This window comes from Lysobacter sp. cf310 (genome assembly GCF_900114355.1).
Classification (GTDB): domain Bacteria; phylum Pseudomonadota; class Gammaproteobacteria; order Xanthomonadales; family Xanthomonadaceae; genus Lysobacter.
Genome location: NZ_FOSS01000002.1, coordinates 100528 through 123638, shown reverse-complemented (window position 1 = coordinate 123638; position 23111 = coordinate 100528). Strand labels below are relative to the sequence as shown.

General features: G+C 68.6%; 27 protein-coding genes. 18 read left to right on the top strand and 9 right to left on the bottom strand.

Annotation, left to right across the window (positions count from 1 at the left end):
* Positions 1 to 111 precede the first annotated feature (111 nt).
* The 3 genes from BMZ45_RS07220 to BMZ45_RS07210 all read right to left on the bottom strand — a co-directional run bounded on the left by BMZ45_RS07220 (position 112) and on the right by BMZ45_RS07210 (position 2973).
* Positions 112 to 1068: a patatin-like phospholipase family protein gene (locus BMZ45_RS07220; RefSeq protein WP_091634444.1), complete on the bottom strand. Its 957-nt coding sequence runs from the start codon at positions 1066 to 1068 to the stop codon at positions 112 to 114.
* 96 nt (positions 1069 to 1164) lie between these two features.
* The gene (locus BMZ45_RS07215) at positions 1165 to 2346 is read right to left on the bottom strand and encodes a phospholipase A (protein ID WP_091634442.1); all 1182 of its coding nucleotides are present in this window, start codon (positions 2344 to 2346) and stop codon (positions 1165 to 1167) included.
* Positions 2347 to 2487: 141 nt separating this feature from the next.
* The gene (locus BMZ45_RS07210; RefSeq protein ID WP_091634439.1) at positions 2488 to 2973 is read right to left on the bottom strand and encodes a DUF456 domain-containing protein; all 486 of its coding nucleotides are present in this window, start codon (positions 2971 to 2973) and stop codon (positions 2488 to 2490) included.
* 215 nt (positions 2974 to 3188) lie between these two features.
* Here BMZ45_RS07210 and BMZ45_RS07205 point away from each other — a divergent pair, with 215 nt between their 5' ends.
* Entirely contained in the window at positions 3189 to 3398 is a 210-nt protein-coding gene (locus BMZ45_RS07205) for a cold-shock protein (RefSeq protein ID WP_055906256.1), read from the top strand.
* A gap of 212 nt (positions 3399 to 3610) precedes the next feature.
* On the opposite strand, the gene BMZ45_RS07200 is transcribed toward BMZ45_RS07205, so the two are convergent.
* From BMZ45_RS07200 to BMZ45_RS07190, 3 genes are all read right to left on the bottom strand, one after another.
* A complete protein-coding gene (locus BMZ45_RS07200) occupies positions 3611 to 4732 on the bottom strand; it encodes a M35 family metallo-endopeptidase (RefSeq protein WP_091634436.1) in 1122 nt (373 codons plus the stop codon).
* Positions 4733 to 4983: 251 nt separating this feature from the next.
* On the bottom strand, positions 4984 to 5466 hold the full coding sequence (locus BMZ45_RS07195) for a glycine zipper 2TM domain-containing protein (RefSeq protein WP_091634433.1): 483 nt from the start codon (positions 5464 to 5466) through the stop codon (positions 4984 to 4986).
* 140 nt (positions 5467 to 5606) lie between these two features.
* Positions 5607 to 6059, bottom strand: coding sequence for a hypothetical protein (locus BMZ45_RS07190; RefSeq protein WP_091634430.1), 453 nt, complete (start codon positions 6057 to 6059; stop codon positions 5607 to 5609).
* Between the two features lie 108 nt (positions 6060 to 6167).
* Here BMZ45_RS07190 and BMZ45_RS07185 point away from each other — a divergent pair, with 108 nt between their 5' ends.
* Positions 6168 to 6965, top strand: coding sequence for a tRNA threonylcarbamoyladenosine dehydratase (locus BMZ45_RS07185; RefSeq protein WP_091636304.1), 798 nt, complete (start codon positions 6168 to 6170; stop codon positions 6963 to 6965).
* Positions 6966 to 7121: 156 nt separating this feature from the next.
* On the opposite strand, the gene BMZ45_RS07180 is transcribed toward BMZ45_RS07185, so the two are convergent.
* Together BMZ45_RS07180 and BMZ45_RS07175 are read right to left on the bottom strand one after the other, a co-directional pair.
* Positions 7122 to 7904, bottom strand: coding sequence for a TatD family hydrolase (locus BMZ45_RS07180; protein ID WP_091634427.1), 783 nt, complete (start codon positions 7902 to 7904; stop codon positions 7122 to 7124).
* Positions 7905 to 7907: 3 nt separating this feature from the next.
* A complete protein-coding gene (locus tag BMZ45_RS07175; RefSeq protein ID WP_091634424.1) occupies positions 7908 to 8129 on the bottom strand; it encodes a DUF6116 family protein in 222 nt (73 codons plus the stop codon).
* Positions 8130 to 8309: 180 nt separating this feature from the next.
* Between BMZ45_RS07175 and BMZ45_RS07170 the strand changes: the two genes are divergently transcribed.
* From BMZ45_RS07170 to BMZ45_RS07150, 5 genes are all read left to right on the top strand, one after another.
* Positions 8310 to 9134, top strand: a complete 825-nt coding sequence (locus BMZ45_RS07170; protein WP_091634423.1) for a glycine zipper 2TM domain-containing protein — start codon at positions 8310 to 8312, stop codon at positions 9132 to 9134.
* 218 nt (positions 9135 to 9352) lie between these two features.
* The gene (locus tag BMZ45_RS07165) at positions 9353 to 10516 is read left to right on the top strand and encodes an acyl-CoA dehydrogenase family protein (RefSeq protein WP_091634420.1); all 1164 of its coding nucleotides are present in this window, start codon (positions 9353 to 9355) and stop codon (positions 10514 to 10516) included.
* 253 nt (positions 10517 to 10769) lie between these two features.
* Positions 10770 to 11327: a GNAT family N-acetyltransferase gene (locus tag BMZ45_RS07160; RefSeq protein WP_091636301.1), complete on the top strand. Its 558-nt coding sequence runs from the start codon at positions 10770 to 10772 to the stop codon at positions 11325 to 11327.
* Positions 11324 to 11965: a glutathione S-transferase family protein gene (locus tag BMZ45_RS07155; RefSeq protein ID WP_091636298.1), complete on the top strand. Its 642-nt coding sequence runs from the start codon at positions 11324 to 11326 to the stop codon at positions 11963 to 11965. Before BMZ45_RS07160 ends, BMZ45_RS07155 begins: the two co-directional genes overlap by 4 nt.
* Before the next feature lie 69 nt (positions 11966 to 12034).
* Positions 12035 to 14350: a thiamine pyrophosphate-dependent enzyme gene (locus BMZ45_RS07150; protein WP_091634417.1), complete on the top strand. Its 2316-nt coding sequence runs from the start codon at positions 12035 to 12037 to the stop codon at positions 14348 to 14350.
* 186 nt (positions 14351 to 14536) lie between these two features.
* Here the strand turns inward: BMZ45_RS07150 and BMZ45_RS07145 are convergent, their stop codons facing one another.
* The gene (locus BMZ45_RS07145; RefSeq protein WP_091634414.1) at positions 14537 to 15406 is read right to left on the bottom strand and encodes a CAF17-like 4Fe-4S cluster assembly/insertion protein YgfZ; all 870 of its coding nucleotides are present in this window, start codon (positions 15404 to 15406) and stop codon (positions 14537 to 14539) included.
* A 29-nt stretch (positions 15407 to 15435) separates the two neighbouring features.
* Here BMZ45_RS07145 and BMZ45_RS07140 point away from each other — a divergent pair, with 29 nt between their 5' ends.
* From BMZ45_RS07140 to BMZ45_RS07090, 11 genes are all read left to right on the top strand, one after another.
* Positions 15436 to 15612, top strand: a complete 177-nt coding sequence (locus BMZ45_RS07140) for a DUF1674 domain-containing protein (protein WP_082611105.1) — start codon at positions 15436 to 15438, stop codon at positions 15610 to 15612.
* Between the two features lie 78 nt (positions 15613 to 15690).
* Positions 15691 to 16086, top strand: a complete 396-nt coding sequence (gene sdhC, locus BMZ45_RS07135) for a succinate dehydrogenase, cytochrome b556 subunit (RefSeq protein WP_091634412.1) — start codon at positions 15691 to 15693, stop codon at positions 16084 to 16086.
* Entirely contained in the window at positions 16083 to 16475 is a 393-nt protein-coding gene (gene sdhD / locus BMZ45_RS07130; protein ID WP_091634409.1) for a succinate dehydrogenase, hydrophobic membrane anchor protein, read from the top strand. Before sdhC ends, sdhD begins: the two co-directional genes overlap by 4 nt.
* 41 nt (positions 16476 to 16516) lie before the next feature.
* Complete coding sequence (gene sdhA / locus BMZ45_RS07125) at positions 16517 to 18271, top strand: succinate dehydrogenase flavoprotein subunit (protein ID WP_217643186.1); 1755 nt, start codon at positions 16517 to 16519, stop codon at positions 18269 to 18271.
* Between the two features lie 78 nt (positions 18272 to 18349).
* Positions 18350 to 19132, top strand: coding sequence for a succinate dehydrogenase iron-sulfur subunit (locus BMZ45_RS07120; RefSeq protein WP_091634404.1), 783 nt, complete (start codon positions 18350 to 18352; stop codon positions 19130 to 19132).
* Positions 19133 to 19252: 120 nt separating this feature from the next.
* Positions 19253 to 19675 carry an MAPEG family protein gene (locus BMZ45_RS07115; RefSeq protein ID WP_091634402.1) on the top strand — a complete coding sequence of 141 codons (423 nt, stop codon included), beginning with the start codon at positions 19253 to 19255 and terminating at the stop codon, positions 19673 to 19675.
* A gap of 74 nt (positions 19676 to 19749) precedes the next feature.
* Positions 19750 to 20367 (top strand): hypothetical protein, encoded by a 618-nt coding sequence (locus BMZ45_RS07110; protein ID WP_091634399.1) that lies wholly within the window; start codon positions 19750 to 19752, stop codon positions 20365 to 20367.
* Positions 20360 to 21064 (top strand): hypothetical protein, encoded by a 705-nt coding sequence (locus BMZ45_RS07105; RefSeq protein ID WP_139215424.1) that lies wholly within the window; start codon positions 20360 to 20362, stop codon positions 21062 to 21064. Before BMZ45_RS07110 ends, BMZ45_RS07105 begins: the two co-directional genes overlap by 8 nt.
* A gap of 149 nt (positions 21065 to 21213) precedes the next feature.
* The gene (locus BMZ45_RS07100) at positions 21214 to 21462 is read left to right on the top strand and encodes an FAD assembly factor SdhE (RefSeq protein WP_056174303.1); all 249 of its coding nucleotides are present in this window, start codon (positions 21214 to 21216) and stop codon (positions 21460 to 21462) included.
* Entirely contained in the window at positions 21413 to 21859 is a 447-nt protein-coding gene (locus BMZ45_RS07095) for a hypothetical protein (protein ID WP_091634394.1), read from the top strand. The genes BMZ45_RS07100 and BMZ45_RS07095 overlap by 50 nt, the downstream gene beginning before the upstream one ends.
* Before the next feature lie 6 nt (positions 21860 to 21865).
* On the top strand, positions 21866 to 23110 hold the full coding sequence (locus BMZ45_RS07090; RefSeq protein ID WP_056174306.1) for a lipoprotein-releasing ABC transporter permease subunit: 1245 nt from the start codon (positions 21866 to 21868) through the stop codon (positions 23108 to 23110).
* Position 23111: the final 1 nt, after the last annotated feature.

Below are 23111 nucleotides of genomic sequence, written 5' to 3'. Positions count from 1 at the left end.
TCTGCGAGCGGGGTACACCGCAAGGCGGCGGCGCGCCTAGCCTAACGCCTGCGCGCGTCGGTCGGCACGGCCTTGCCCGCCACGCCGACGCGACCGGCCGCAGCTGCGGGCCTACAGTTGCCGGGCCAGCTCCGCCAGCATCTTCTGGGTGTCCGCCTTGGCCAGGTACTCCTTGGCCATGAACTCCAGCGCGATCAGGTTGGTCGAGCTGGTGTCGTCCAGATCGTCCAGGCCGATGTGCAAGTGCTCCTGCATGCGGAAGTAGCCGTCGCCGACCAGCTGGCGGGCGATGTAGTCGACCGAGTCGGTGTTGCCGTCGAACAGCACATCGATGATCGGCACCGCCCATTCCAGCGCGCCCCATTCGCGCGCCGAGGCCAGCGAGATGCTGCGCGTGCGCTCGCCGGTGCCGACCGACAGCACCACCAGGTCGCGGCTGTTGTCGACCTGGGCGTCCTTGCGCAGGGCCTCGGCGATCGCGCAGGCGGTGGGGTTGTTGGCGACCACGCCGCCGTCGATCAGGGCGCAGTCGCGGCCTTCGATCTTCATCGCGTGGGCGGGGAAATAGGTCGGCGCCGCCGACGAGGCGCGGCAGACCTCCCACAGCGGCAGATCGCGGTGCTTGGCGTTGAAGCTCTTGAACATCACCGGCGTGCGCGACACCGTGTCGTAGGCGGTGATCAGCAGCGGCACCCGGGCGTCGCCCAGCCTGGCGTCGCCGAACACCTGTTTCAGCACCTGCTCCAGGCCCCGGGCGTCGTACTTGGGCGCCGACACGCCGGCCGAGAGCAGGCCGCCGGCACGCGTCCACAGGCGCTCGGCGATGCCGGGGAAGATGGCGTGGCGGTGATCGCGGTAGAGGTCGGCCATCTTGATCGGGGCCAGGCCGATCGCCAGGCCCGAGGCGACGATGGCGCCGGTGGAACTGCCCGCGAGCAGGTCGAAAGCCTGCGGCAATCCGGGCTTGCCGGCCTGGGCCAGCGCCTGCTCGACGCCGGCCAGCCACAGGCAGCTGACCAGCCCGCGGATGCCGCCGCCGTCCAGCGACAGGATGCGGCGCATTTTCATGGGGAATCTCGCGCGTGCGTGGGGTAGGTCGAGCCTACCCCAGCACCGTCGCGCGGTTTGCGAATGCGACGCGCGCGACTTGCGCGTTTCGTGCGCTCAGTACCATTCCAGCAGCGATACGCCCAGGCCGATGTAGGTCGCGCGGTGGTTGTAATCGATCAGGCTCTCGCCGTAGCCGTCGAAGATCTGCAGGCGGCCGCGCAGCGAGTTGTGGATCGGAAACGCCCAGTCGAACTGCACCGCGCCGTGCGAGCGGTCGCCACCGCGCAGCGAATGCCGCGCCATCAGGCTGAACTCGTGGCCGCCGCGGCGGTGGACGATCGTCATGTCGCCGCGGCCGATGTAGTCCTCGATGTCCGGGTTGTCGTCGTCGTTGCCGTCGGAGATGCGCCACCACGGCCGCAGCGTCACCGCCCAGTCCTCGCGGTCCAGGCCGACGTTGGCGATCACCCGGTTCCAGCTGCGCGAGAGCGGATCGGCGCGGCCATTGGACTGGTGATTGAGGCCGATCGCGGCCATGCGCCCGTGCCAGCCGCCGATGCGGTAGTTGTTGCGGAACACCAGCAGCACTTCCGGCTCGTAGTTGGTCTCGCGGAATGGCCGCGAGTCCTCCGCGTTGTAGACCTGCCAGCGCGAGCTCTGGGTGTAGCCCATCCAGATGTCGCCGTTGTCGCCGAACAGGTTCTCCACCGCCTTGGTCTTGAAGCTGAGCTGGAACTTGGCCTCGACGGCGTCCAGCGTCTGCGGGGTCTGAACCTGGTTGCGCGGGTTGGGCGAGTAGGGCTGCTCGTTGATGTCGCTGGTCCAGAACGCCGGCAACAGATAGACCGGCTTGTAGGCGCGGAAGTTGAACACGCCCAGCTTGGAATCCTTGGCCAGTTCCCAGCGGCTGTCGAGCAGGCCGCCCTTGCCGGCGTTGGCGATCGCGCTGTCCAGCGGCGCCTCGTTGGCGTACAGATCGTTGCGGCGGCGCAGGGTCTCGGCCTCGGCAGGCGCCGCCTTGCCCTCGATCTGATCGGCCAGCTCCAGATTGCGCTGGATCGCCTTGGCTTCCTTGGCCGCCACGTCGGCGGCGCGGGTGTCCGGGGCCTGCCGGTTCAGTGCCTTGTCGTAGCAGGCCAGACGGTCGGCGTCGCCGGAGATCGCGGTGCAGGCCTCGGGCGTGGCCGGGGCCGGTGCGGTCTGCGCCGGCGCGCCCAAGGGCACCGCGGCCGCCAGGGCCCAGCACAACGGATGTATCTGAGCGCGGGCGCGGCGGCGGTTCGCAGTTGATTTCATTCTGGCGTCCATGTTCGTTGCGATTACCCGGGCAGTGTGTCCTCCGCTGCCCTCGGTTTCCAGCGCGATGCCGGCTCGGCTTCAGCTGCGCTTTTAGTAATGCCGGCGCGAGCCAAGTGAAACTCTCAGCAGAATGTCGGCCTAGAAAATCCAGGCCGCGACGAACAGCGCCACCATCGCGAACGCCAGCCCGAGTTTCAGCACCGTGCCGACCAGGATGCCGACCCAGGTGCCGACCCCGACCTTGGTCGCCTGGCCGAACTGGCGGCTGTGGATCAGCTCGCCGGCCAGGGCGCCGACGAAGGGGCCGGCGAACAAGCCAACGGGGCCGAAGAACAGACCGGCGAAGGTGCCGACCATGGCCCCGATCAGGGCCAGCTTGCTGGCGCCGACGCGCTTGGCGCCCATCGCCGTGGCCAGGAAGTCCACCCCCAGCGAGACCAGAGTCAGCAGCCCCAGCACGGTCAGCATCAGCCAGCCGACTTGCTCGAAATTGCCGGCCCAGGCGGCCAGCAGCATGCCGGCGAAAACCAGCGGCAATCCGGGCAGCGCCGGCAGCACGGTACCGGCGATTCCGACCAGGATCAGCAGCCCGGCCAGCACGTAATAAACAGTAGTGAAATCCATCCAGAACCCCCGTCCGGACAGGCTGTCCGGGCTGTTTGCATTTTGCCCCATGGCGGGGTAAGTTGCGGGCGCTGTGTTTGCCAAGGGTCACCGTGAATCGTGGCCCGATGCGGTTGATCCTCGATCCGCTACATCGTTGCACCTCGCTTCCTCCTTGCAACCAGCACGCAGCGCGAGCTGCGTTAAACAACCAACGTTTCAAGGAGCAGGTAAAAATGTCGAACCGTGAATTCGGTACCGTCAAGTGGTTCAACGATGCCAAGGGCTTCGGCTTCATCAGCCGCGAGAACGGCGAGGACGTGTTCGTGCACTTCCGCGCGATCCAGTCCCAGGGCTTCAAGAGCCTGAAGGAAGGCCAGAAGGTCTCCTTCACCGTCGTGCAGGGCCAGAAGGGTCTGCAGGCCGACGCCGTCGAGCCGCTGTAAGGCAACACCCCTGATCGAAGCGTCGCCGCAAGGGGGCGCTCAGGACCTGAAAAACCCGGCGCGAGCCGGGTTTTTCTTTTTCCGAGATTTATTCTCGGCGCGTATCGGCGGGCGCGCCCGACAAGCCCGATAAAGTTACTAAAACTTGCGATTTCGAAACATAAAGAAAGCGGCCCGCCGAGACGGGCCGCTTTCCGGTATCGCCCGCTCGCTTAGTTCTGGAACGGGGTGTTCTCGGCGAAGTACTCGTGGTTGTCGGCATTATCCAGCGCGTTGGTCGGATTGCTGATCGCGAGATTCTTGGCGCCGCTCTGACCGTAGACGTGATCGTCGGTGCCGGCGACCGCGTTGAAGTGGCTCATCTCGTGGATCAGGGTGCCGGCCTTGGAGTCGGTGCCGGTCAGCGGCGCGTTCCAGAACGCCTTGCACACGTAGATCTGGTACGGCTGGTTCGGATACACATAGGCGTAGGCGCTGCTGGTGCAGCCGCAGTTGATGGTGATCTGGCCGCTGTTCTGGTCCATCGCCGCGTCGATCGAGACGAAGTGCTGGCGCGCGGTGCTGTAGCGCGAGGAGGTGTAGGCGCCGAACCAGGTGGTGTAGCGCGCGCCGACGGTGCCGCCGTTGAGATAGCCCTTGGCGTTCTCGGAGTAGTTGCGCGCCGCGGTCACGGCCTGCCCGGCGGTGGTGATGCGCGAGCTGGTGCAGCCGACGTAGTTGACGCCGTTGACCACCTGGGTCGGGCCGACCGGTTTGGCCGCCGCGCTCACGCGCTGGGAGGCGTCGAGCTTGGCGCCGCCGTCCAGCCACAGCCGCAGCGGCGCGCTGCGCGCGCTCATCGGCAGGCCGTTGGCCTGATTGAGCAGCTTGCGGTCGTCGGTGGAAGCGAACTGCAGCGGGGCGTTGTAGGTGACGGTGTAGTCGCCGGCCTGCGACAGGTCGTAGGCCGAAGCCAGGTCGACCACCACGCGGTAGGTTTCGCCCGGGCGCAGGATCGCGAAGTCGGCCGCCTGCGGCGCGCCGCGCTTGATCATCGGGCCCTGGTAGTCGAGCTTGACGCCGTCGACGCTGACTTCGAACAGGTTGGCATCCAGCACTTCGGTCGGCAGCTGCCACTTGGGCAGGCGCACGGTGCGGCGGCTGGTATTGGTGACCGCGATTTCGACCGCGCCCTGCAGGGCGCCGGCGTCGGCGCTGAGCGCCTGGGCGCCGCCGTCGAAGGCCTGGATGCTCACGCGCAGCGGATTGGTCGGGGCAGCGGGGCCGGCGGCGGTGGCCGCGGCGACGGCGCCGGCCAGAACGGCGGTGCCGGACACGAGGTGCAATAGCTTCATTCGACTGGTCTCCATGTCTAGGTCTAGGCGAGGCCCGCGGGGGCGGACCTGCCGACACTAATCCTCCGCGCGCGGGCTACGCGCGCGTCGCCGTCGCGATGTCCGTTCGCAACTGTGATTGCGGTTGCAGTGTGGCAATTCGCCAACCGATGTTGCTGTGCAGCAGCCGCGTTCGCCGGTCCTGCGCAAGCCGGGAACAAAAAAAGCGGCCCGCCGTAGCGGGCCGCCTGTGCATCGCGGGTCGTCCGGATTCAGCGGGTCCAGGCGCGGCCGTTGTAGACGCGTACGTAGCTGCCTTCGCGGATGCCGCCCAGATCGTTCTGGGTGACCACCGTGGTGCGGCCGTCGTCCATGCGCACGTAGACGTTGAAGCGGCCGCCGTCGACGCGGTTCTGGATCGCGTTGCCGGCGATCGCGCCGCCGACCGCGCCGGCCACCGCGGCGACGTTCTGGTTGCCCTTGCTGCCGCCGGTGTGGGAGGAAATTTCATGGCCGGCGACCGCGCCGACGATGCCGCCGAGCACGGCGCCGGTCTTGCTGGGAGCGGAGGAGCCGCCGGCCAGCTGCTCGATCCGGGTCACGGTACCGCAGTCGTAGCAGTTGGCCGGGGCATTGCCGTAGCTGGGCTGCGGGTTGCCGTAGCCGGAGGAGTAGCCCGGTCCCGTGGCGCAACCGGCCAGGGCCAGGGTGGCGGCCGCGGCGATGCCAAGCAGGCGTAGATTCTGGGTGTTCATTCGGATCTCCTGCGGGTGGAGGGGCGAGTGGCGAACCTCGCCACGCGCCCACCAAGCTAGGCGGCCCTGCGTGAACAGCCGATCAACCGTTCCTGTGCCGCGACGCCGCGTTCAGCTCAGGGCGAGGCTGGCGCTGCCGCTCAGCCCTTGAAGTCCTGATGACAGGCGCCGCAGGCCTCTTGGATCTGCTTGTTCATCGTGCCCACGCCGGCGCAGTTGAGCGGCGGGCTCGCCAACGCGCTGTCCAAGGTCGCGCGGAACTTGCTCGCGTGGCCGGCGAAACGCGCGTCGTCCTTGAGATCGGGGAAGGCCCATTCCAGATCGTCGGCGGTAGTGCGCAGCGCCTTGACGTGGGGCAGGGTGTCGGTGGCCGCGCAGCGGTTTTCCTGGACCCGGCTGTCGAGCTGTTTGAGATGCCAGGCCTGCACGTGCATCACGCTGTCCGGGAACGGATCCTGGCGCGCCTGCCAGGCGCGCATCAGCATCACCGTGCCGATCGCGCCCATGACCAGGCCGATCAGGAACAGGAACAGGTACTTCCTGCCGTTGCCCTTACGCGGGGCGGCGACGGTGTTGGGCTGGGTATCGTTCATTGCCTGGCCTCCATCCAAGATGGCCGAACCTTAACACGCAGCGTTGCGCGTTCCGCCAGCGGGCCCGGCGCGGCGCGCCCGTACAATGCGCGCATGAGCGAAAACACCCTGGCGCCCGCATGGCGGGAGCGCTTCGCCGGCATCGACCGGCTCTACGGCATCGGCACCGTCGCCCGTCTGTCCACCTGCCGCGTCGCCGTGGTCGGCATGGGCGGCGTGGGTTCGTGGGCGGTGGAGGCCCTGGCGCGCAGCGGCGTCGGCCATCTGACCCTGATCGATGCGGACGATTTGTGCCTTTCGAACACCAATCGGCAGCTGCCTGCATTGGACGGCCATTACGGCCGGGCCAAGGTCGAGGCGATGGCCGAGCGCTGCCGCGCGATCAATCCCGAGATCGGCCTGGACGCGGTGCAGAGCTTTCTGACCCCGTCCAATCTGGACGAACTGCTGGACCGCGGCTACGACCTGGTGCTGGACGCCTGCGACAGTTTCCGCAGCAAGGTCGAGCTGATCGCCTGGTGCCGCCGCCGCAAACTGCCGGTGATCGCGGTGGGTTCCGCAGGCGGCCGCACCGACCCGACCCTGGTGCGGGTGCGCGACCTGTCGCGCACCGAGCACGACGCGATGCTGGCGCTGATCCGCAAGAAGCTGCGCGGCGAGTTCCACTTCCCGAAGAATCCGGACCGCTACTTCGGCGTCTCGGCGATCTACTCGCTGGAGAACGTCAAGTACCCGCAGGCCGACGGCACCGTCTGCGGCCTGCGCCCCAAGCTGGACGCGGACGCCGCGCTCAAGCTCGACTGCGGCGCCGGCCTGGGCGCGGCCACCCACATCACCGGCGCGTTCGCGTTCGCGGCGGTGGGGCGGGCGCTGGAAATCCTGCTCAAGCCCAAACCGGCGTCTTAGCGCCGCTTGTTCGGGTAGGAGCGGCGCAAGCCGCGACCGCGACATAGCGCTTGCCGCGCGAATCACAACGATGTCGAGTGACCGCGATGGCGTTGGCTTATGCGGTGGCGCGGTCGCGGCTTGCGCCGCTCCTACCCCAGGGTGGCCGCGATCGCCTTATGCGGCGCCTGCGGCGGGCAAGCGAAACAGCCGCTCCGCATTCGCGCTGGTCGCGCGCGCGAGTTCGTCGGCATCGATCCCGCGCAAGCCCGCGATGGTGTCGCGCACCGTCGCCAAGCGCGCCGGCTCGTTGCGTTGCCCGCGGATGCCCGCGTCGGGCTGGTCGGGCGCGTCGGTTTCCAGCAGCAGGTGCTCGATCGGCATGGTCGCGGCCAGCCCGCGCAGACGGTTCGCGCGTTCGTAGGTGACCGGCCCGCCCAGACCGAGCAGGAAGCCGGCCTTCCACAACTGCCGCGCCTGCTCCTCGCTGCCCGAATAGCTGTGCACCACGCCGCGCAACGGCCCGCAACGGCGGATCGCCGCGATCACCGCGTCGACCGCGCGCCGCGCATGCACGATCACCGGCAGGTCGAAGTCGCGCGCCAGCCGCAATTGACCGTCGAAGTACAGCGCCTGCGTTTCCGGATCCAGGTCTTCGACGAAGTAATCCAGCCCGCATTCGCCGACCGCGAGCGGGCGCTCGCGCTCGATCCAGTCGCCCAGTTCGCGCAGGTGCTCGGGCCGGTGCGAAGCCAGATACATCGGATGCAGCCCGTAGGCCGGATACAGGCCGGGATCCTGCGCGCAGACTTCACGCAACTTGGGCCAACCGGCGGCGTCGACCGCGGGCACCACCTGTCGGGTCACTCCGGCTGCGCGCGCGCGCGCCACGACCTGGTCGCGGTCGGGATCGAACTCGGCCGCGTCCAGATGGCTGTGGCTGTCGACCAGCGCCGTCACGGTTCAGCGCGAGGGCGGGGCGGGCGGCTCCAGCGGAGCGTCCTTGCGCTTCTTCCAGTTGGCCAGCAGCAAGGTGCCCAGGCCCAGCAGCAATTCGTCCGCGAACGGCACCAGGTCCGGAATCACCAGATCCAGCCCGAACAGGACCGCGGTCAGCATGAACAGCCGCGGATAACTCAGGCGACCGAGGAAGCCCATTACGGGAGCGAGCAGGGGATTGGCCATGGACTCACCAGGGGTGTGACGCGCGTTGCAAACACGCTAACACGTCGCCGCGAAGGGTTCATGCAGGGGACAGTTTTGCGGATTTCAATAGGTACTCATTCAGGTTTCGAGTGGTGCAATGGCGCCGTCCACACCCGCGGCTCGTCCCGCACCAAACCGCTTCACCGCAGGAGGCTCACGATGAACAAGAACATGTTGGCTGTAGCGCTGGCTTCGCTGCTCGTAGGCGGCGTCGCCGTCGCCGCGTTCCAAAGCTTCCGAGGCAACGGCACGCCCGCGCCGGCCACCGCGCTGACCAGCGCGGACGCCGCCGCCGTCGGCGCCGAAGGCGATATCGCGCCGAACGGCGCGATCGCGACCACCGCCAAGCCGGAGGTCGATTACGCCGACGTGGTCAACGTCAAGCCGATCAACCAGAAGGAAAAGCTGTACGCGACCGTGATCGGCACCGACCCGGTGCGCGAGACCAGCACCGCCTCGACCCCGCGCGAAGTCTGCGAGGACGTGGTCGTGCAGGAACGCCTGCCCGAGCGCGACGGCAACGTCGGCGGCACGGTCGCCGGCGCCCTGATCGGCGGCCTGATCGGCAACCAGGTCGGCGGCGGTAACGGCAAGAAGGCCGCGACCGTGGCCGGCGCCGCCGCGGGCGGCTACATCGGCAACCGCGTCGACCGCAACCACGTCGGCGGCAAGGTCGTGAACCGCACCGAGCGCCAGTGCCACACCGTCTCGGAGACCTCGCAGTCCACCCGCGTGGTCGCCTACAACGTCACCTACCGTAATCCGGACGGCACCACCGGCAGCATGCGCACCGGCAGCAAGCCGGGCAACCGCATCGCCCTGGGCGACGAGAACAAGGTGGTCGGCTACGACGTGACCTACCGTTACCAGGGCCAGGAGCAGACCGTGCGCATGGACGAGCGTCCGGGCCAGCAGCTGCCGGTGATCGACGGCAAGGTCGTGACCCAGACCGCCTCGGCCGGCGCGGGCAACGAACGCGGCTGAGCGCGCGCGCGGGCACGGCCCGCGGCCATCGGCGCGACGCAACGGGGCCGGACATCCGGCCCCGTTTCTTTTGGGCGCCGTATCGGCGCAGCGCCCGCGCCGATCGGCCTGATAACGCTTACATGCATCCTCGAGCGCGCGCAGCGCGGGTTTACCCCGGACCGGGCGCGGCCAGTACAATGGCGGTCTTTCCGTTCCTACGGTCTCCTGAGCGCGCCATGGCCCTGCATCCCTACGATCTGTACGACGTCCGTTCCCTGCTCACCGAAGAGGAGCGCGCCGTCCAGGACACCGTGGCCCGTTTCACCGACGAGCGCGTGATCCCGATCATCGGCGACGCCTTCGACCAGGGCCGTTTCCCCAAGGAACTGGTGTCCGAGATCGCCGACCTCGGCCTGCTGGGCTCCTCGCTGCCCGAGCAGTACGGCTGCGCCGGCCTCAATGCGGTCAGCTACGGCCTGATCTGCCAGGAACTCGAGCGCGGCGACAGCGGCATCCGCAGCTTCGTCAGCGTGCAGTCCTCGCTGTGCATGTACCCGATCTACGCCTACGGCAGCGAAGAGCAGCGCCAGCGCTGGCTGCCGGGCATGGCCCGCGGCGAGATCATCGGCTGCTTCGGCCTGACCGAACCGCACGGCGGCTCCGATCCGGCCAACATGAAGACCCACGCCAAGAAGGACGGCGGCGACTGGGTGCTCAACGGCTCCAAGATGTGGATCACCAACGGCAACCTGGCCGACATCGCGATCGTCTGGGCGCAGACCGAGGACGGCATCCAGGGCTTCGTGGTCGAGAAGGGCACGCCGGGCTTCGCGGCCCAGGAAATCAAGCACAAGATGAGCCTGCGCGCGTCGGTGACCTCGTCGCTGTTCTTCGACAACGTGCGCGTGCCCGAAGCCAATCGCCTGCCCAACGTGAAGGGCCTCAAGGGCCCGCTGGGCTGCCTGACCCAGGCCCGCTACGGCATCACCTGGGGCCCGATCGGCGCGGCCATCGCCTGCCTGGACGAAGCGCTGAACTACAGCAAGGAACGCATCCTGTTCGACCGTCCGGTCGCGGCGACCCAGTCGGCGCAGATCAAGATGGCCGAGATGGCGCGCCGCATCACCCTGGCGCAGCTGCTGGTGGTCCAGCTCGGCCGCCTTAAGGACGCCGGCCAGATGCAGCCCACCCAGGTCTCGCTGGCGAAGTGGAACAACTGCCGCATGGCGATCGACATCGCGCGCGAGTGCCGCGACCTGCTCGGCGGCGCCGGCATCACCACCGAGCACGCCGCGATCCGGCATGCGCTGAACCTGGAGTCGGTGATCACCTACGAGGGCACCGAGACGATTCACCAGTTGGTGGTCGGTCGCGAGCTGACGGGCATCAACGCGTTCTAACGAGTTTCCCTACTCCCGCATCGCGGGAGTAGGTGGCCCGAAGGGCCGGATGAGGGCGCGCCATTGCAACAGCGACGCATGCCGCGACGCTCGCGCGGCCCTCTCCGCAACCCGCGGCCCGGCCCGACCGCATGGCGGTCGGACGTTCGCGACAGCGCGAGTCGGTGGCTCGCAAACGCGTTCCTTTAGCCCGCAAGCGGTAGAGGGGCTCATGGAGCGGGATTCGAATGCGCAGGAGGAGTACGCGGCCGTGATGACCATCCCCGACATCGAATTGGAAACGCCGCGGCTGCTGTTGCGTCCGCCGCGTCTGGACGACTTCGAGGATTGGGCGGCCTTCATGTCCGGCGGCGGCGACTACCTGCGCTACATCGGCGGGCCGCAGGCGCGCTCGCCGGCCTGGCGCGCACTGATGTCGGTGATCGGCTCCTGGGCGGCGCTGGGCTATGGCTTCTTTTCGGTGTACGAGAAAGCCTCCGGGCGCTGGATCGGCCGGCTCGGCCCCTGGCAGCCCGAGGGCTGGCCGGGTCCGGAAGTGGGCTGGGGCATCATCGAAAGCGAGGGCGGCAAGGGCTATGCGAGCGAGGGCGCGGCCGCGGCGATCGACTGGGCCTTCGAGCACCTGGGCTGGACCGAAGTGATCCACAGCATCGACACCGGCAACCTCGGCTCCAAGGGCGTCGCGGCCAAGCTGGGTTCGCGCTACCTGCGCCAGGACCGGCTGCCGGCGCCGTTCGACGACAAGGACATCGAGATCTGGGGCCAGAGCCGCGAGCAATGGCGCGCGCGCCGCGCGGGAGCCTCGGCATGATCGCGATCCACGGTTTCTCGCCCTCGGGCAATTGCCACAAGCTCAAGCTGCTGCTGGAGCAGCTCGGCCGGCCGTATCGCTGGGTCGAGGTCGACAGCAGCCGCGGCCAGACCCGCACGCCGCAGTTCCTGGCCCTGAATCCGAACGGCAAGGTGCCGGTGCTCGAACTCGAGGACGGGCGCACGCTCAGCGAATCGAACGCGATCCTGTACTACCTGGCCGACGGCACGCCGTTCCTGTCCGACGATCGTTGGCAACGCGCGCAGACCCTGAGCTGGATGAACTTCGAGCAGTACAGCCACGAGCCCTACGTGGCTGTCGCGCGTTTCATCGCCGGCTGGACGCCGCTGGACTCGCCACGCCGCGCCGAGCTGCCGCGCCTGCGCGAGCGCTCGCACCTCGCCCTGCAGGTGATGGAAACCCACCTGCGCGAGCACGACTGGTTCAGCGCCGGGCGTTACGGCATCGCCGATATCGCGTTGTTCGCCTACACCGATGTCGCCGGCCACGGCGGCGTCGACCTGACGCCGTACCCGGCGCTGCGGTCCTGGCTGGCGCGCGTGCGTGCGACGCCGGGCTTCGTCGCCTTGCCCGAGCCCGACGCGATCGCCGCCGCGCTCATCGCGCAGACCCCATGAACCCGATCCACGCCTAAACGACCCGATCCCCCTACGACTAGCCGGCCCCCGGGGCGGCGGAGCCTCACGATGTCAGCGCAAGCGCAGTCTTCGATCTTCAGCAGCGTCCCCCACTTCAACGCCGTGCCCAGCCCGATTCCGGCCCGCATGAAGGGCCTCAACCGGGCCGAGATCTGCGACCTCAACTTCGTCGAGTTCGTCAAAGCCTGGAGCGGCCGCGCCGACGCGCGCCCGGCCGCGCACGAGGCGGTGCTGGACGGCAGCGCGTTGGACGCGCAGGGCTTTCGCGAGCTGTTCGAATCGCAGCTGATCAGCCGCCATCTGGACCTGATGGCGCGCGTGCTGCGCGTGCAGAACAAGGTCTTCTACACCATCGGTTCCAGCGGCCACGAAGGCAATGCGATGGTCGCGCGGCTGACCCGCCATACCGATCCGGCCTTCCTGCACTACCGCAGCGGCGGCTTCATGGCCGAGCGCTTCCGCAAGCTGCCGGGCATGGACCCGGTGATGGACTCGGCGCTGTCGTTCGCGGCCAGCAAGGACGATCCGGCTTCCGGCGGCCGTCACAAGGTCTGGGGCAGCAAGCCCTTGTGGGTGCTGCCGCAGACTTCGACCATCGCCTCGCACCTGCCCAAGGCGCTGGGCACGGCGGTCGCGATCGAAACCGGTCGCCGCCTCGGCCACGCGCTGCCGATCCCCGACGACAGCATCGCGATCTGCTCCTTCGGCGACGCCTCGGCCAACCACGCCACCGCCCAGACCGCGTTCAACGCCGCGGCCTGGACCGCCTACCAGAAGCTGCCGGCGCCGGTGCTGTTCGTGTGCGAGGACAACGGCATCGGCATCTCGGTGAAGACCCCGGGCGGCTGGATCGGCAACCGCTTCCGCAACATGGACGGCCTGGATTATTTCGCCGCCGACGGCCTCGACCTGGCCAGCGGCTACGCCGACGTGCAGCGCGCCGTCGAACACTGCCGCCGCAGCCGCCGTCCGACCTTCCTGCACCTGCGCACCACCCGCATCATGGGCCACGCCGGCACCGACTTCGAGATCGAATGGCGTTCGGTCGAGGAGCTGTGCGCGGTCGAGGCCAGCGACCCGCTGTTGCGTTCGGCGGCGATCGCGCTGGAATCGGGCCTGATGTCGCGCGACGAAGTGCTCGAACTGTACGAGGCCACGCGCAAGCGCTGCTTCGCCGCGGCCGAGGAAGCCGACCGCCGGCCCAAGCTCGACCAACTCGCCGAAGTGATCGCGCCACTGGCGCCGTACACGCCGGCCGCGGTCGCGCAGGAAGCCCGGCGCGCCGACTACGCGCCGCGCCGCCTGGAAGTGTTCGGCGGCGAAGCCAAGCTGCCCGAGAACCAGCCGCCGCGGCATCTGGCGATCCAGATCAACAACGCCCTGCACGACCTCTTCGCCAAGTACCCCGAGACCCTGTTGTTCGGCGAGGACGTGGCCCAGAAGGGTGGCGTCTACACCGTCACCAAGGGCTTGCAGAAGGCCTTCGGCCCGCGCCGCGTGTTCAATACGCTGCTCGACGAAACCATGATCCTGGGCATGGCCCAGGGCTTCGCCAACGTCGGCCTGCTGCCGATTCCCGAGATCCAGTACCTGGCGTACTTCCACAACGCCTGCGACCAGATCCGCGGCGAGGCGGCGTCGCTGCAGTTCTTCAGCAACAACCAGTACCGCAATCCGATGGTGGTGCGCATCGCCGGCCTGGGCTACCAGCGCGGCTTCGGCGGCCACTTCCACAACGACAATTCGATCACCGCGCTGCGCGACATTCCGGGCCTGGTGGTGGGCTGTCCGTCGCGCGGCGACGACGCCGCGACCATGCTGCGCACCCTGACCGCGCTGGCCAAGGTCGACGGGCGCGTGGCGGTGTTCCTGGAGCCGATCGCGCTGTACATGACCAAGGATCTGTACGAGCCGGGCGACGGCGCCTGGCTGACCGCGTACCCGCAACCCGACGAAGCGATGACGCTGGGCGAGGGCAGGGTGTACGGGGAGGGCGACGATCTGGTGATCTTCAGTTACGGCAACGGCGTGCCGATGAGCCTGCGCGCGGCGCGCGCGATCGAGGCCAAGCACGGCTGGAAGACGCGCGTGGTCGATCTGCGCTGGCTGGTGCCGCTCAACGACGCCTACATCGCCGAGCAGGCGCGCAACGCCAAGCGCATCATCGTGGTCGACGAAGGCCGGCGCAGCGCCGGCGTGGGCGAGGGCGTGATCACCGCGATCGCCGAAGGCGGCTACGGCGCGCGCCCGTTCCAGCGCGTGGTCGGCGTGGACACCTACACCCCGCTCGCGGGCGCGGCCTTCCTGGTGATTCCGGGCGAGGACGACATCGTGGCCGCGGCGGACACGCTGGCCGCGGGCTGAGGCATCGGTGGGCGGAGCGACTCGCTCCGCCCGCTAGCGTCGGCGCTTGGGCGTAGGAGCGGCGTCGCGCAGGGATTTCCTACGCTCACAAGCCGCGACCTTGAGGCATGGCATCGCCGCCGCACGCGGCAGTGCGGTCGCGGCTTGCGCCGCCTCTACCGGAGGTTGCCGCGCGGCATTGGGCGGCTAGCGCGCCAAGCCGTCCAGCAATGCGATCTCGGCCACCGCGTGGCCGTCCAGGCTGAGTCCGCCTTCCGCACGCTCCAACGGCGCGACCGCGAGGGCCAAATGGCGGTCGCCCGCGCTGGCGCTGGCCGCGATCGTGCCCAGCACCGCATCGTGCGAGCGCAGCTCGGCGCCGACCGCCACCGAGTGCGGCGATTCGATCAGCGCCAGCCCGCGTTTGGCCTTGCCCAGGAAATGCGTGCGCGCCACGATCTCCTGGCCCGGATAGCAGCCCTTCTTGACGCTGAAAGCGCGCAGTCGCTCCAGCGACAGCTGCTGCGGGGTCCATTGCTCGGCCTGGGACGGGCCCAGGCGGGGCAGGCCGTGGCGCAGGTCGTCCAGGGCCCAGCGCGCGGCCAGGTCCGGATCTTCCGCGCCCGCCGTGGGCGCGATGCGCAGCGCGCGCGCGCCGCCGTCGCCGCTGCAGTCCAGTTCCACGCCCGTCGCCTCGTCGCCGGCCAGGCTCGCGCCCGCGGCGGCCTGCGGCGCTGCGTAATGCCCAAACGCGCGCAGATCCTCGCGTACGACGATGGTCGTCTTGCTTCTGAACAAGAATCGTTTCAGCGCAGTCGCGACCGATTCCGGGTCGGCATCGGGCAGCAGCAGCCAGATCCGCTCATCGGCCAGACGCAGCAAAGCCATCAGCGCGATCAGCCGTCCTTTGGGCGTCAACCAGCCGCTCCATTGCCACTGGCCGGGGGCCAAGGCGTTGACATCGTTCATGAACTGCGCCTGCGCGAACGTCGCCGCGTCGCGGCCGGAAAGCTCGATCACGCGGTGGCCGGGCAGGGCGAACGCCTGTCCGGACGAAGGCTGCGGGTTGTCATGCATGGGGGCGGGACTTAAGATTTAACGCTGTGATGATAGGCGAAACCACCCCGGAAGCAGCGCCCGACCCCCAGGTCGAGGCTCCGACGACTTCCGTTCCGGCCACCGGCAGCGATGCGCCACCGGGCAAGGAGTACGGCGGCCGCGAGGGTCCCGAACCGACCCGCTACGGCGACTGGGAAAAGAACGGCCGCTGCATCGACTTCTAGCTACGCCCCGCCTTCACGACACCTCACCGATCCTTCCTGCCACGCGGCGCCGCCGCCCAGCCGAGACAGCCATCGCTCATGGCGAACCGCGAACGCCCCTTGTCACCGCATCTGCAGGTCTACGCCTGGCAGATCCAAATGGTGACCTCGATCGTGCACCGGACCACCGGTATCATCCTTGCCGTCGGTGGTCTCCTGATTGCCTGGGCGCTGGTCGCCCTGGCGGCTGGTCCTGACGCCTGGGCCCAGTTCACCGCCTGCGCGCGCTCGCCGCTGGGCTTCCTGATCCTGTTCGGCTGGACCTGGGCCTTCGCCTTCCACCTGATCAACGGCATCCGTCACCTGGTCCAGGACGCCGGCTACGCCTACCGCGTGGCGAGCTTCGTGCGCAACGGCTGGATCAGCGTGATCGGCAGCCTGGTGCTGACCGCCGTCATCTGGCTGGTCGCGATGATGCAGCGGGGTGGCGCATGAGCGGCCGCGGCAAGTTGCGCAATCCGCTCAAGACCGCGCGCGGCCTGGGCTCGGCGAAGGACGGCACCCACCACTTCGTGGTCCAGCGCGTCACCGCGGTCGCCTTGATCTTCCTGAGCCTGTACGTGCTGGGCCTGGTGATTTCCTGGATCGGCGGCGATTACGCCACGGTGCGCGCCTCGGTCGCCCACCCCTGCAACGCCGTGCTGCTGGTGGCGTTCCTGATCGCGATGTTCTGGCACGCCAAGCTCGGCCTGCAGGTGATCATCGAGGATTACGTGAGCCACCACGGGCTGGCGCTCGCCTCGCAGCTGGCCGTCGTTTTCATTTGCGTCCTCGCTGCGCTCGCTAGCGTGCTCGCCGTTATCCGCATCGCGCTGGGAGCCTGACCGTGGCCGCTGCTTACAAGATTCAAGAACACAAGTTCGACATGATCGTGGTCGGCGCCGGCGGCGCCGGCCTGCGCGCTACCTTCGGCCTGGCCCAGAAGGGCCTGAAGACCGCCTGCATCACCAAGGTGTTCCCGACCCGCTCGCACACCGTCGCCGCCCAGGGCGGCATCTCGGCCGCGCTGGCCAACATGGGCGAGGACGACTGGCGCTATCACTTCTTCGACACCGTCAAGGGTTCGGACTGGTTGGGCGATCAGGACGCGATCGAGTACATGTGCAAAGAGGCCATTCCGGCCATCATCGAACTCGAACACCAGGGTGTGCCGTTCTCGCGCACCGAAGAGGGCAAGATCTACCAGCGCCCGTTCGGCGGCATGACCACCAAGTACGGCGAAGGCCCGCCGGCGCAGCGCACCTGCGCCGCCGCCGACCGCACCGGCCACGCCATCCTGCACACCCTGTACCAGCAGTCGCTGGCGCACGATGCGCAGTTCTTCATCGAATACTTCGCGCTCGACCTGATCATGGACGCCGACGGCGCCTGCCGCGGTGTGCTCGCCCTGGACATGGCCGAGGGCACGCTGCACCTGTTCCGCGCCCAGGGCACGGTGCTGGCGACCGGCGGCTACGGCCGCGCCTACTTCTCGGCGACCTCGGCCCATACCTGCACCGGCGACGGCGGCGGCATGGCGCTGCGCGCCGGCCTGGGTCTGCAGGACATGGAGTTCGTGCAGTTCCACCCCACCGGCATCTACGGCGCCGGCTGCCTGATCACCGAAGGCGTGCGAGGCGAGGGCGGCATCCTGCGCAACAGCAACGGCGAACGCTTCATGGAGCGCTATGCGCCCAGCGTGAAGGACCTGGCGCCGCGCGACATGGTCAGCCGTTCGATGACCATCGAAATCCGCGAAGGCCGCGGCGTGGGCGAGCACAAGGACCACATCCTGCTCGACCTGACCCACCTGGGCCCGGAAGTGATCCACGAGAAGCTGCCGGGCATCGCCGAGTCGGCGCGCATCTTCGCCAACGTCGACGTCGAGAAGGAGCCGATCCCGGTCATCCCGACCGTGCACTACAACATGGGCGGCATCCCGACCAACTACCACGGCGAAGTCGTGCAGCTGAAGAACGGCAACCCCGACGCGGTGGTGCCGGGCCTGTACGCGATCGGCGAAGCGGCCTGCGTGTCGGTGCACGGCGCCAACCGCCTGGGTTCGAACTCGCTGCTGGACCTGGTGGTGTTCGGTCGCGCGGTCGCCAACCGCTGCGCCGAGACCGTCAAGCCCGACGCCCCGCAGCCGCGCCTGGCCGCGGACGCCTGCGATGTCGCCCTGGCGCGCCTGGACAAGCTGCGCAACGCCAATGGCGGCACGCCCACCGCGGTCATCCGCGACAAGATGCAGCGCACCATGCAGGCCGACGCGGCGGTGTTCCGCACCGGCGAGACGCTCAGCGACGGCGTGCGCAAGATCCGCGAGATCCACGCATCGTTCGCCGACGTCAAGGTCAGCGACCGTTCGCTGATCTGGAACTCGGACCTGATCGAGACCTACGAGCTGTCGAACCTGCTCGGTCAGGCCCTGGCGACCATCGTTTCGGCCGAGAACCGCACCGAGTCGCGCGGCGCCCACGCCCGCGAGGACTTCCCGACGCGCAACGACGCCGAGTGGCAGAAGCACACCCTGTGCTATGTCGACGAGAGCGGCAAGACCAGCATCGACTACCGCCCGGTGCACAACTACACGCTCACCGACGACGTCGCCTACGTCCCGCCCAAGGAGCGTAAGTACTGATCGGCCCCGCGGCGCGCGCCCGCGCGCGCCGGCACCTCATCCGACCCCAGTACCGACGCTAGCCGAGAGATTGCCAGCATGGCCCAATTCGTCCTACCGAAGAACTCGCAGATCCAGAAGGGCCGCCATTGGGCGACGCCGGGCGCCAAGCAACCGCGCACGTTCAAGGTCTACCGCTGGAACCCCGACGACGGCATGAACCCGCGCGTGGACACCTACGAGGTGGACCTGGCGACCTGCGGCCCGATGGTTCTCGACGCCTTGATCAAGATCAAGAACGAGATCGATCCGACCCTGACCTTCCGCCGTTCCTGTCGCGAAGGCATCTGCGGTTCCTGCGCGATGAACATCGACGGCACCAACACCCTGGCCTGCACGCGCGCGATCGCGGACTGCGGCAAGGCCGAGGTGCCGATCTATCCGCTGCCGCATATGGACGTGGTCAAGGATCTGGTGCCGGACCTGACCCACTTCTACGCCCAGTACGCCTCGATCAAGCCCTGGCTGCGCACCCAGAGCGCGACCCCGTCCGATCGCGAGCGCCTGCAGTCGCCGGAAGACCGCAAGAAGCTCGACGGCCTGTACGAATGCATCCTGTGCGCCTGCTGCTCGACCAGCTGCCCGAGCTACTGGTGGAACGGCGACCGCTACCTCGGCCCGGCGATCCTGCTCCAGGCCTACCGCTGGATCGTCGACTCGCGCGACGAGGACACCGGCGCGCGCTTGGACGATCTGGAAGATCCGTTCAAGCTCTACCGCTGCCACACCATCATGAACTGCGCGCGCACCTGCCCGAAGGGTCTGAACCCGGCGCAGGCGATCGGCGAGATCAAGAAGCTGATGCTGGCGCGTCGCGTCTAAACGCGGCGCCACCGGCCCGTTCGCGGCGACGTGCCCTCTCTCCCGCTTGCGGGGCGAGGGCAGCGCGGCTCCACCAGCCCGGCTACCATCCCCATCTAGCCCGACACCGACAGGCGAGCGATGGACCCCAAGCAGTTGTTCCTGCCCGCCGCCGCGATGGCGGCGCTGACCTGCCTGGTCTGGATCCGCATGTACGTGGTCCGCATCGGCCAGATGCGGCGCGAGCGCATCCATCCGCAGGCGGTGGCGACCTCGGCGCAGGCCAGCGCCAGGCTCACCCACAGCGCGGCCGCCGACAACTTCCGCAATCTGTTCGAACTGCCGGTGCTGCTGTACCTGGCGCTGACCGTGGCGGCCGCGACCTCGCTGGGCGATCGGGTCGTATTGAGCCTGGCCTGGAGCTTCGTGGCGCTGCGCGTCGTCCATAGCGCCATCCATTGCGGCTATAACCGGGTCATGCACCGGTTCGCGGTCTACGTCGCTGGCGCCTTGGTGCTGTGGTCGCTGTGGGCTTATCTGGCCTGGGGGCTGTTGCGCGCATGAAGACTCCGATCCCAAGTTCGGATGCGGGCGCGACGTCGACGCGACCGGGCCCTAGCTGGCGAAGAGGGTGGCTGGTGCTCGCCCTGAGCGCAGCGCTCTGGAGCCTGGCCGCGCCGGCCGCCGACAACGCCCAAACCGACAGGCTGGCGCTGGCGCGCGAGTACGTTGCCAACGCCAAGCCGCACGGCTTCCTCGAGCATCTGCCGCCGCCCGATCCGGATGCCGACGCCGATCGGCAGCGGCTCGCGCGCGCGGTGCGCGCCATGCCGCGCGAGGTCCTGGCGCAATCCCTGGCCGCGGCCTTGGCCGAACGCGCCAGCCTAGAGCAACTGCGCGAGGCCGCGGCCTACGCCCGGTCCGACGCTGGCCGTTTCGCCGCCGACTGCTTCGCGCGCATGCCTTTCGCCGGAGCGCGCGGCGAGGGCTGCTTCGGCAGCGACGAAGACCAGCAGCCCTTGTTCGCGCAGGTGGTAAAAGCCCAGGTGGGCGTGCCCGGACAGGTGTACCAACTGGCGGCGCAGGGCATGCAGGGCGCCATCGCCGATGCGCTGCGCGCCCTGATGGCCAGCGACGACGATACCCGCCGCTTCTTCGACGATTACTGCGCTCGCCAACCGCAAGCCGGTCCATGTCCATCCTTGCGCGCGCCCAGCGGGGCGACGCCCACCGCCGAGAGCCGCATCCATGACTGACCGTACCCAGCCACGCCGCCCGCGCACGCGTCGCGCCAGGATCGCGCTGTTGAGTCTGCTCGCGGTGGCGCTGCCGTGGTCGCTGTCGGCCGCGCCTGCGGCACCGACGGCCGAGCAGTTGGGCGTGGCGCGCGACTACGTCGTGACCGCGCGCTTCGTCGACCTGCTGGACGGCATGGTGAACTACATGGCGGAGAACTCCGCCGGTTCCGACAGCGAGAACGATCTGGCCATGAAGCGCCGCATCGTGCGCGACATGTCGCGCGAAGTGATGACCGATTCGCTGGCGCGCTCGCTCGCGAGCAATGCCCCGATCGAGGTGCTGAAAGCCGGGCTCGCCCACGCCAAGAGCGATATCGGCCGCATCGAGTTCGCCTGCCTGTCGCGCTGGCCGCAGCCGGCCGAAGGCTATCAGGGATGTATCGAGGCCGGCGCAAACAAGACCCAGATCCTGCGCCTGGCCGAACACGGCGAAACCGAATCCGGCTGGCCTCTGGTCGGCAAGCTGCTCAAGGGCGACGCCATCGTCATCGCCTTGACCGCCGCCACTCGCGACCTGGTCGCGCGCGATCCCGAAATCGCCGCGCAGCTGAGCGAGTACTGCCAGCGCAAGCCCGGCGAAGGCATGTGCGGCGCCATCGTCGACAAGGCGCCCGCCACGCCGCCGGCCGCGGGAGGCAGCGATGGCCTACCGTGAAGAGGGGGAGGCGGTCGCCGGCCGCGCCGTGGCCCCTGATGCCGTCGTTATGGCCGGCTACTGCGGCCCCGATGCGGACGCCGGCCTGCGCGCAAGTTCGCACACACCGACCGATGCCAGGACGACACCGTCCCAGGAGGCTGCCAACCATGACTGACGACGTCGAACTGCGGCGCCTGCGCTGGCGCAGCCGTCGCGGCATGCGCGAGCTGGATCAGCTGTTCGGCCGCTACCTCGACCGCGCCTGGGCGCAGGATTCCGAGGCCCAGCGCGGCGTTTTCCTACGCTTGCTGGATTGCGAGGACGATAAGCTCTGGCGCTGGTTCATGGGCTACGACGCTTGTCCCGATGCCGAACTCGACGCGCTCATCCAACGCATCCGCGCCATGCCGGCTTGAATGGCGGCCTTCGCGCTCGCTCGCCTGCGCGCTGGTCGCGATCGGCCTGCTCGCGGCCGGTGCGGTCCTGAGCAGCGAATTGCCGGCGCCCTGGTCGCTGCCCTTGGCCGCGGGCGCCGCGCTCTACGGCGCCTGGCTGGCGGGGAGGGAGCTACGCCGCGCGCCGCAGCAACTGGTGGTCTCGGCTGACGCGGTCGCCCTGGACGGCGCGCCTCTGGACCAGCCGGCCCTGCAATGGCGTGGTCCGCTAGCGTTTCTGCGCTATCGCGACGGCTCCGGCCGGCTCCGGCACCGGATCTGGTGGCCCGACACCCTGGATTCCACCGGCCGTCGTGAACTGCGGCTGGCTTGGCCGGTCCAAACGCCTACGCCCGATTCGCTTTCGATGGCACCATAGCCGGATATGTTCAAACCTATTCCTGTCGCCATCGGCCTGCGCTACCTGCGCGCCAAGCGCCGCAACGGCTTCATCTCCTTCATCTCGCTGGCCTCGATCGCGGGCATCGCCTTGGGCGTGACCGCCCTGATCACCACCCTGGCGGTGATGAGCGGCTTCCAGCGCGAAATCCGCGACCGCATGCTGCAGATGGCCGCGCACGCCACCGTCAGCGCCTATGGCGAGCCGCTCACCGACTGGCAGCGCGCCGTCGACGCCGCCATCGCCGATAAGCGCGTGGCCGGCGCGGCGCCCTACATCGAGAAGGAGACCCTGCTGTCCGGCGCGCGCAACCAGCCCGCGATGGTGCGCGGCGTGCTACCGGCCGAGGAGGGCAAGGTCTCGGTGCTGGCCGAAAAGATGGTCCAGGGCAAGCTCGATTCGCTGACCCCCGGCAGCTACAACATCGTGCTCGGCAAGGAACTGGCGGCGTGGCTGGGCGTCGGGGTTGGCGACAGCGTGGTGATGATGACCTCCGACTTCCGCAGCACCCCGATGGGTGCGCTGCCGCAGCTCAAGCGCTTCACCGTCAGCGGCATCTTCGAGGCCGGCTACAACGAGTTCGACAAGGGCCTGGCGGTGGTCAACCTGCGCGACATCCAGCGCGTGCTGCGCATGGGCGACGGCGTCACCGGGGTGCGCCTGAGGCTGCACGACATGGACCTGGCCTGGGACGTGGCGCGCGATCTCGCGATCGGCCTGGGCGGGCCCTACAACGTCAGCGACTGGACCAGCGACAACGCCAACATGTTCCGCGCGCTGAAGATGGAAAAAACCATCATGGCGATCCTGCTGTCGCTGATCATCGCGATGGGCGCGTTCAACCTGGTGTCCTCGCAGGTGATGCTGGTCACCGACAAGCAGGCCGACATCGCGATCCTGCGCACCCTGGGCCTGACCCCGCGCGGGGTGATGCAGGTGTTCGTGGTACAGGGCACCCTGATCGGCGTGATCGGCACCGTGCTGGGCGTGATCGGCGGCATCGTCCTCACCCTCAACCTCGAACACATCCTCAAGGCCATCGAGAAGGTGCTGGGCGTGCAGTTGTTGCCCGAGGACGTCTACTACATCACCGGCCTGCCCACCGACCTGCAATCCGGCGACGTGGTCGCGATCGCCGCGGTCGCGCTGGCGATGGCCTTCGTCGCCACCATCTATCCCGCCTGGCGCGCCGCGCGCACGGCTCCGGCGGAGGCGCTGCGCTATGAGTAAT

Excerpts from the sequence above, each read along its gene's own strand:
- BMZ45_RS07170 (WP_091634423.1), top strand. The coding sequence starts at position 8,310 with ATGAACAAGAACATGTTGGCTGTAGCGCTGGCTTCGCTGCTCGTAGGC.
- BMZ45_RS07140 (WP_082611105.1), top strand. The coding sequence starts at position 15,436 with ATGATAGGCGAAACCACCCCGGAAGCAGCGCCCGACCCCCAGGTCGAG.
- BMZ45_RS07155 (WP_091636298.1), top strand. The coding sequence starts at position 11,324 with ATGATCGCGATCCACGGTTTCTCGCCCTCGGGCAATTGCCACAAGCTC.
- BMZ45_RS07175 (WP_091634424.1), bottom strand. The coding sequence starts at position 8,129 with ATGGCCAATCCCCTGCTCGCTCCCGTAATGGGCTTCCTCGGTCGCCTG.
- BMZ45_RS07220 (WP_091634444.1), bottom strand. The coding sequence starts at position 1,068 with ATGAAAATGCGCCGCATCCTGTCGCTGGACGGCGGCGGCATCCGCGGG.
- BMZ45_RS07210 (WP_091634439.1), bottom strand. The coding sequence starts at position 2,973 with ATGGATTTCACTACTGTTTATTACGTGCTGGCCGGGCTGCTGATCCTG.
- BMZ45_RS07150 (WP_091634417.1), top strand. The coding sequence starts at position 12,035 with ATGTCAGCGCAAGCGCAGTCTTCGATCTTCAGCAGCGTCCCCCACTTC.
- BMZ45_RS07095 (WP_091634394.1), top strand. The coding sequence starts at position 21,413 with ATGCCGAACTCGACGCGCTCATCCAACGCATCCGCGCCATGCCGGCTT.
- BMZ45_RS07160 (WP_091636301.1), top strand. The coding sequence starts at position 10,770 with ATGACCATCCCCGACATCGAATTGGAAACGCCGCGGCTGCTGTTGCGT.
- sdhD (WP_091634409.1), top strand. The coding sequence starts at position 16,083 with ATGAGCGGCCGCGGCAAGTTGCGCAATCCGCTCAAGACCGCGCGCGGC.
- BMZ45_RS07120 (WP_091634404.1), top strand. The coding sequence starts at position 18,350 with ATGGCCCAATTCGTCCTACCGAAGAACTCGCAGATCCAGAAGGGCCGC.
- BMZ45_RS07115 (WP_091634402.1), top strand. The coding sequence starts at position 19,253 with ATGGACCCCAAGCAGTTGTTCCTGCCCGCCGCCGCGATGGCGGCGCTG.
- BMZ45_RS07205 (WP_055906256.1), top strand. The coding sequence starts at position 3,189 with ATGTCGAACCGTGAATTCGGTACCGTCAAGTGGTTCAACGATGCCAAG.
- BMZ45_RS07090 (WP_056174306.1), top strand. The coding sequence starts at position 21,866 with ATGTTCAAACCTATTCCTGTCGCCATCGGCCTGCGCTACCTGCGCGCC.
- BMZ45_RS07200 (WP_091634436.1), bottom strand. The coding sequence starts at position 4,732 with ATGAAGCTATTGCACCTCGTGTCCGGCACCGCCGTTCTGGCCGGCGCC.
- BMZ45_RS07105 (WP_139215424.1), top strand. The coding sequence starts at position 20,360 with ATGACTGACCGTACCCAGCCACGCCGCCCGCGCACGCGTCGCGCCAGG.
- sdhA (WP_217643186.1), top strand. The coding sequence starts at position 16,517 with ATGATCGTGGTCGGCGCCGGCGGCGCCGGCCTGCGCGCTACCTTCGGC.
- BMZ45_RS07145 (WP_091634414.1), bottom strand. The coding sequence starts at position 15,406 with ATGCATGACAACCCGCAGCCTTCGTCCGGACAGGCGTTCGCCCTGCCC.
- BMZ45_RS07215 (WP_091634442.1), bottom strand. The coding sequence starts at position 2,346 with ATGAAATCAACTGCGAACCGCCGCCGCGCCCGCGCTCAGATACATCCG.
- BMZ45_RS07190 (WP_091634430.1), bottom strand. The coding sequence starts at position 6,059 with ATGAACGATACCCAGCCCAACACCGTCGCCGCCCCGCGTAAGGGCAAC.
- BMZ45_RS07165 (WP_091634420.1), top strand. The coding sequence starts at position 9,353 with ATGGCCCTGCATCCCTACGATCTGTACGACGTCCGTTCCCTGCTCACC.
- BMZ45_RS07100 (WP_056174303.1), top strand. The coding sequence starts at position 21,214 with ATGACTGACGACGTCGAACTGCGGCGCCTGCGCTGGCGCAGCCGTCGC.
- sdhC (WP_091634412.1), top strand. The coding sequence starts at position 15,691 with ATGGCGAACCGCGAACGCCCCTTGTCACCGCATCTGCAGGTCTACGCC.
- BMZ45_RS07195 (WP_091634433.1), bottom strand. The coding sequence starts at position 5,466 with ATGAACACCCAGAATCTACGCCTGCTTGGCATCGCCGCGGCCGCCACC.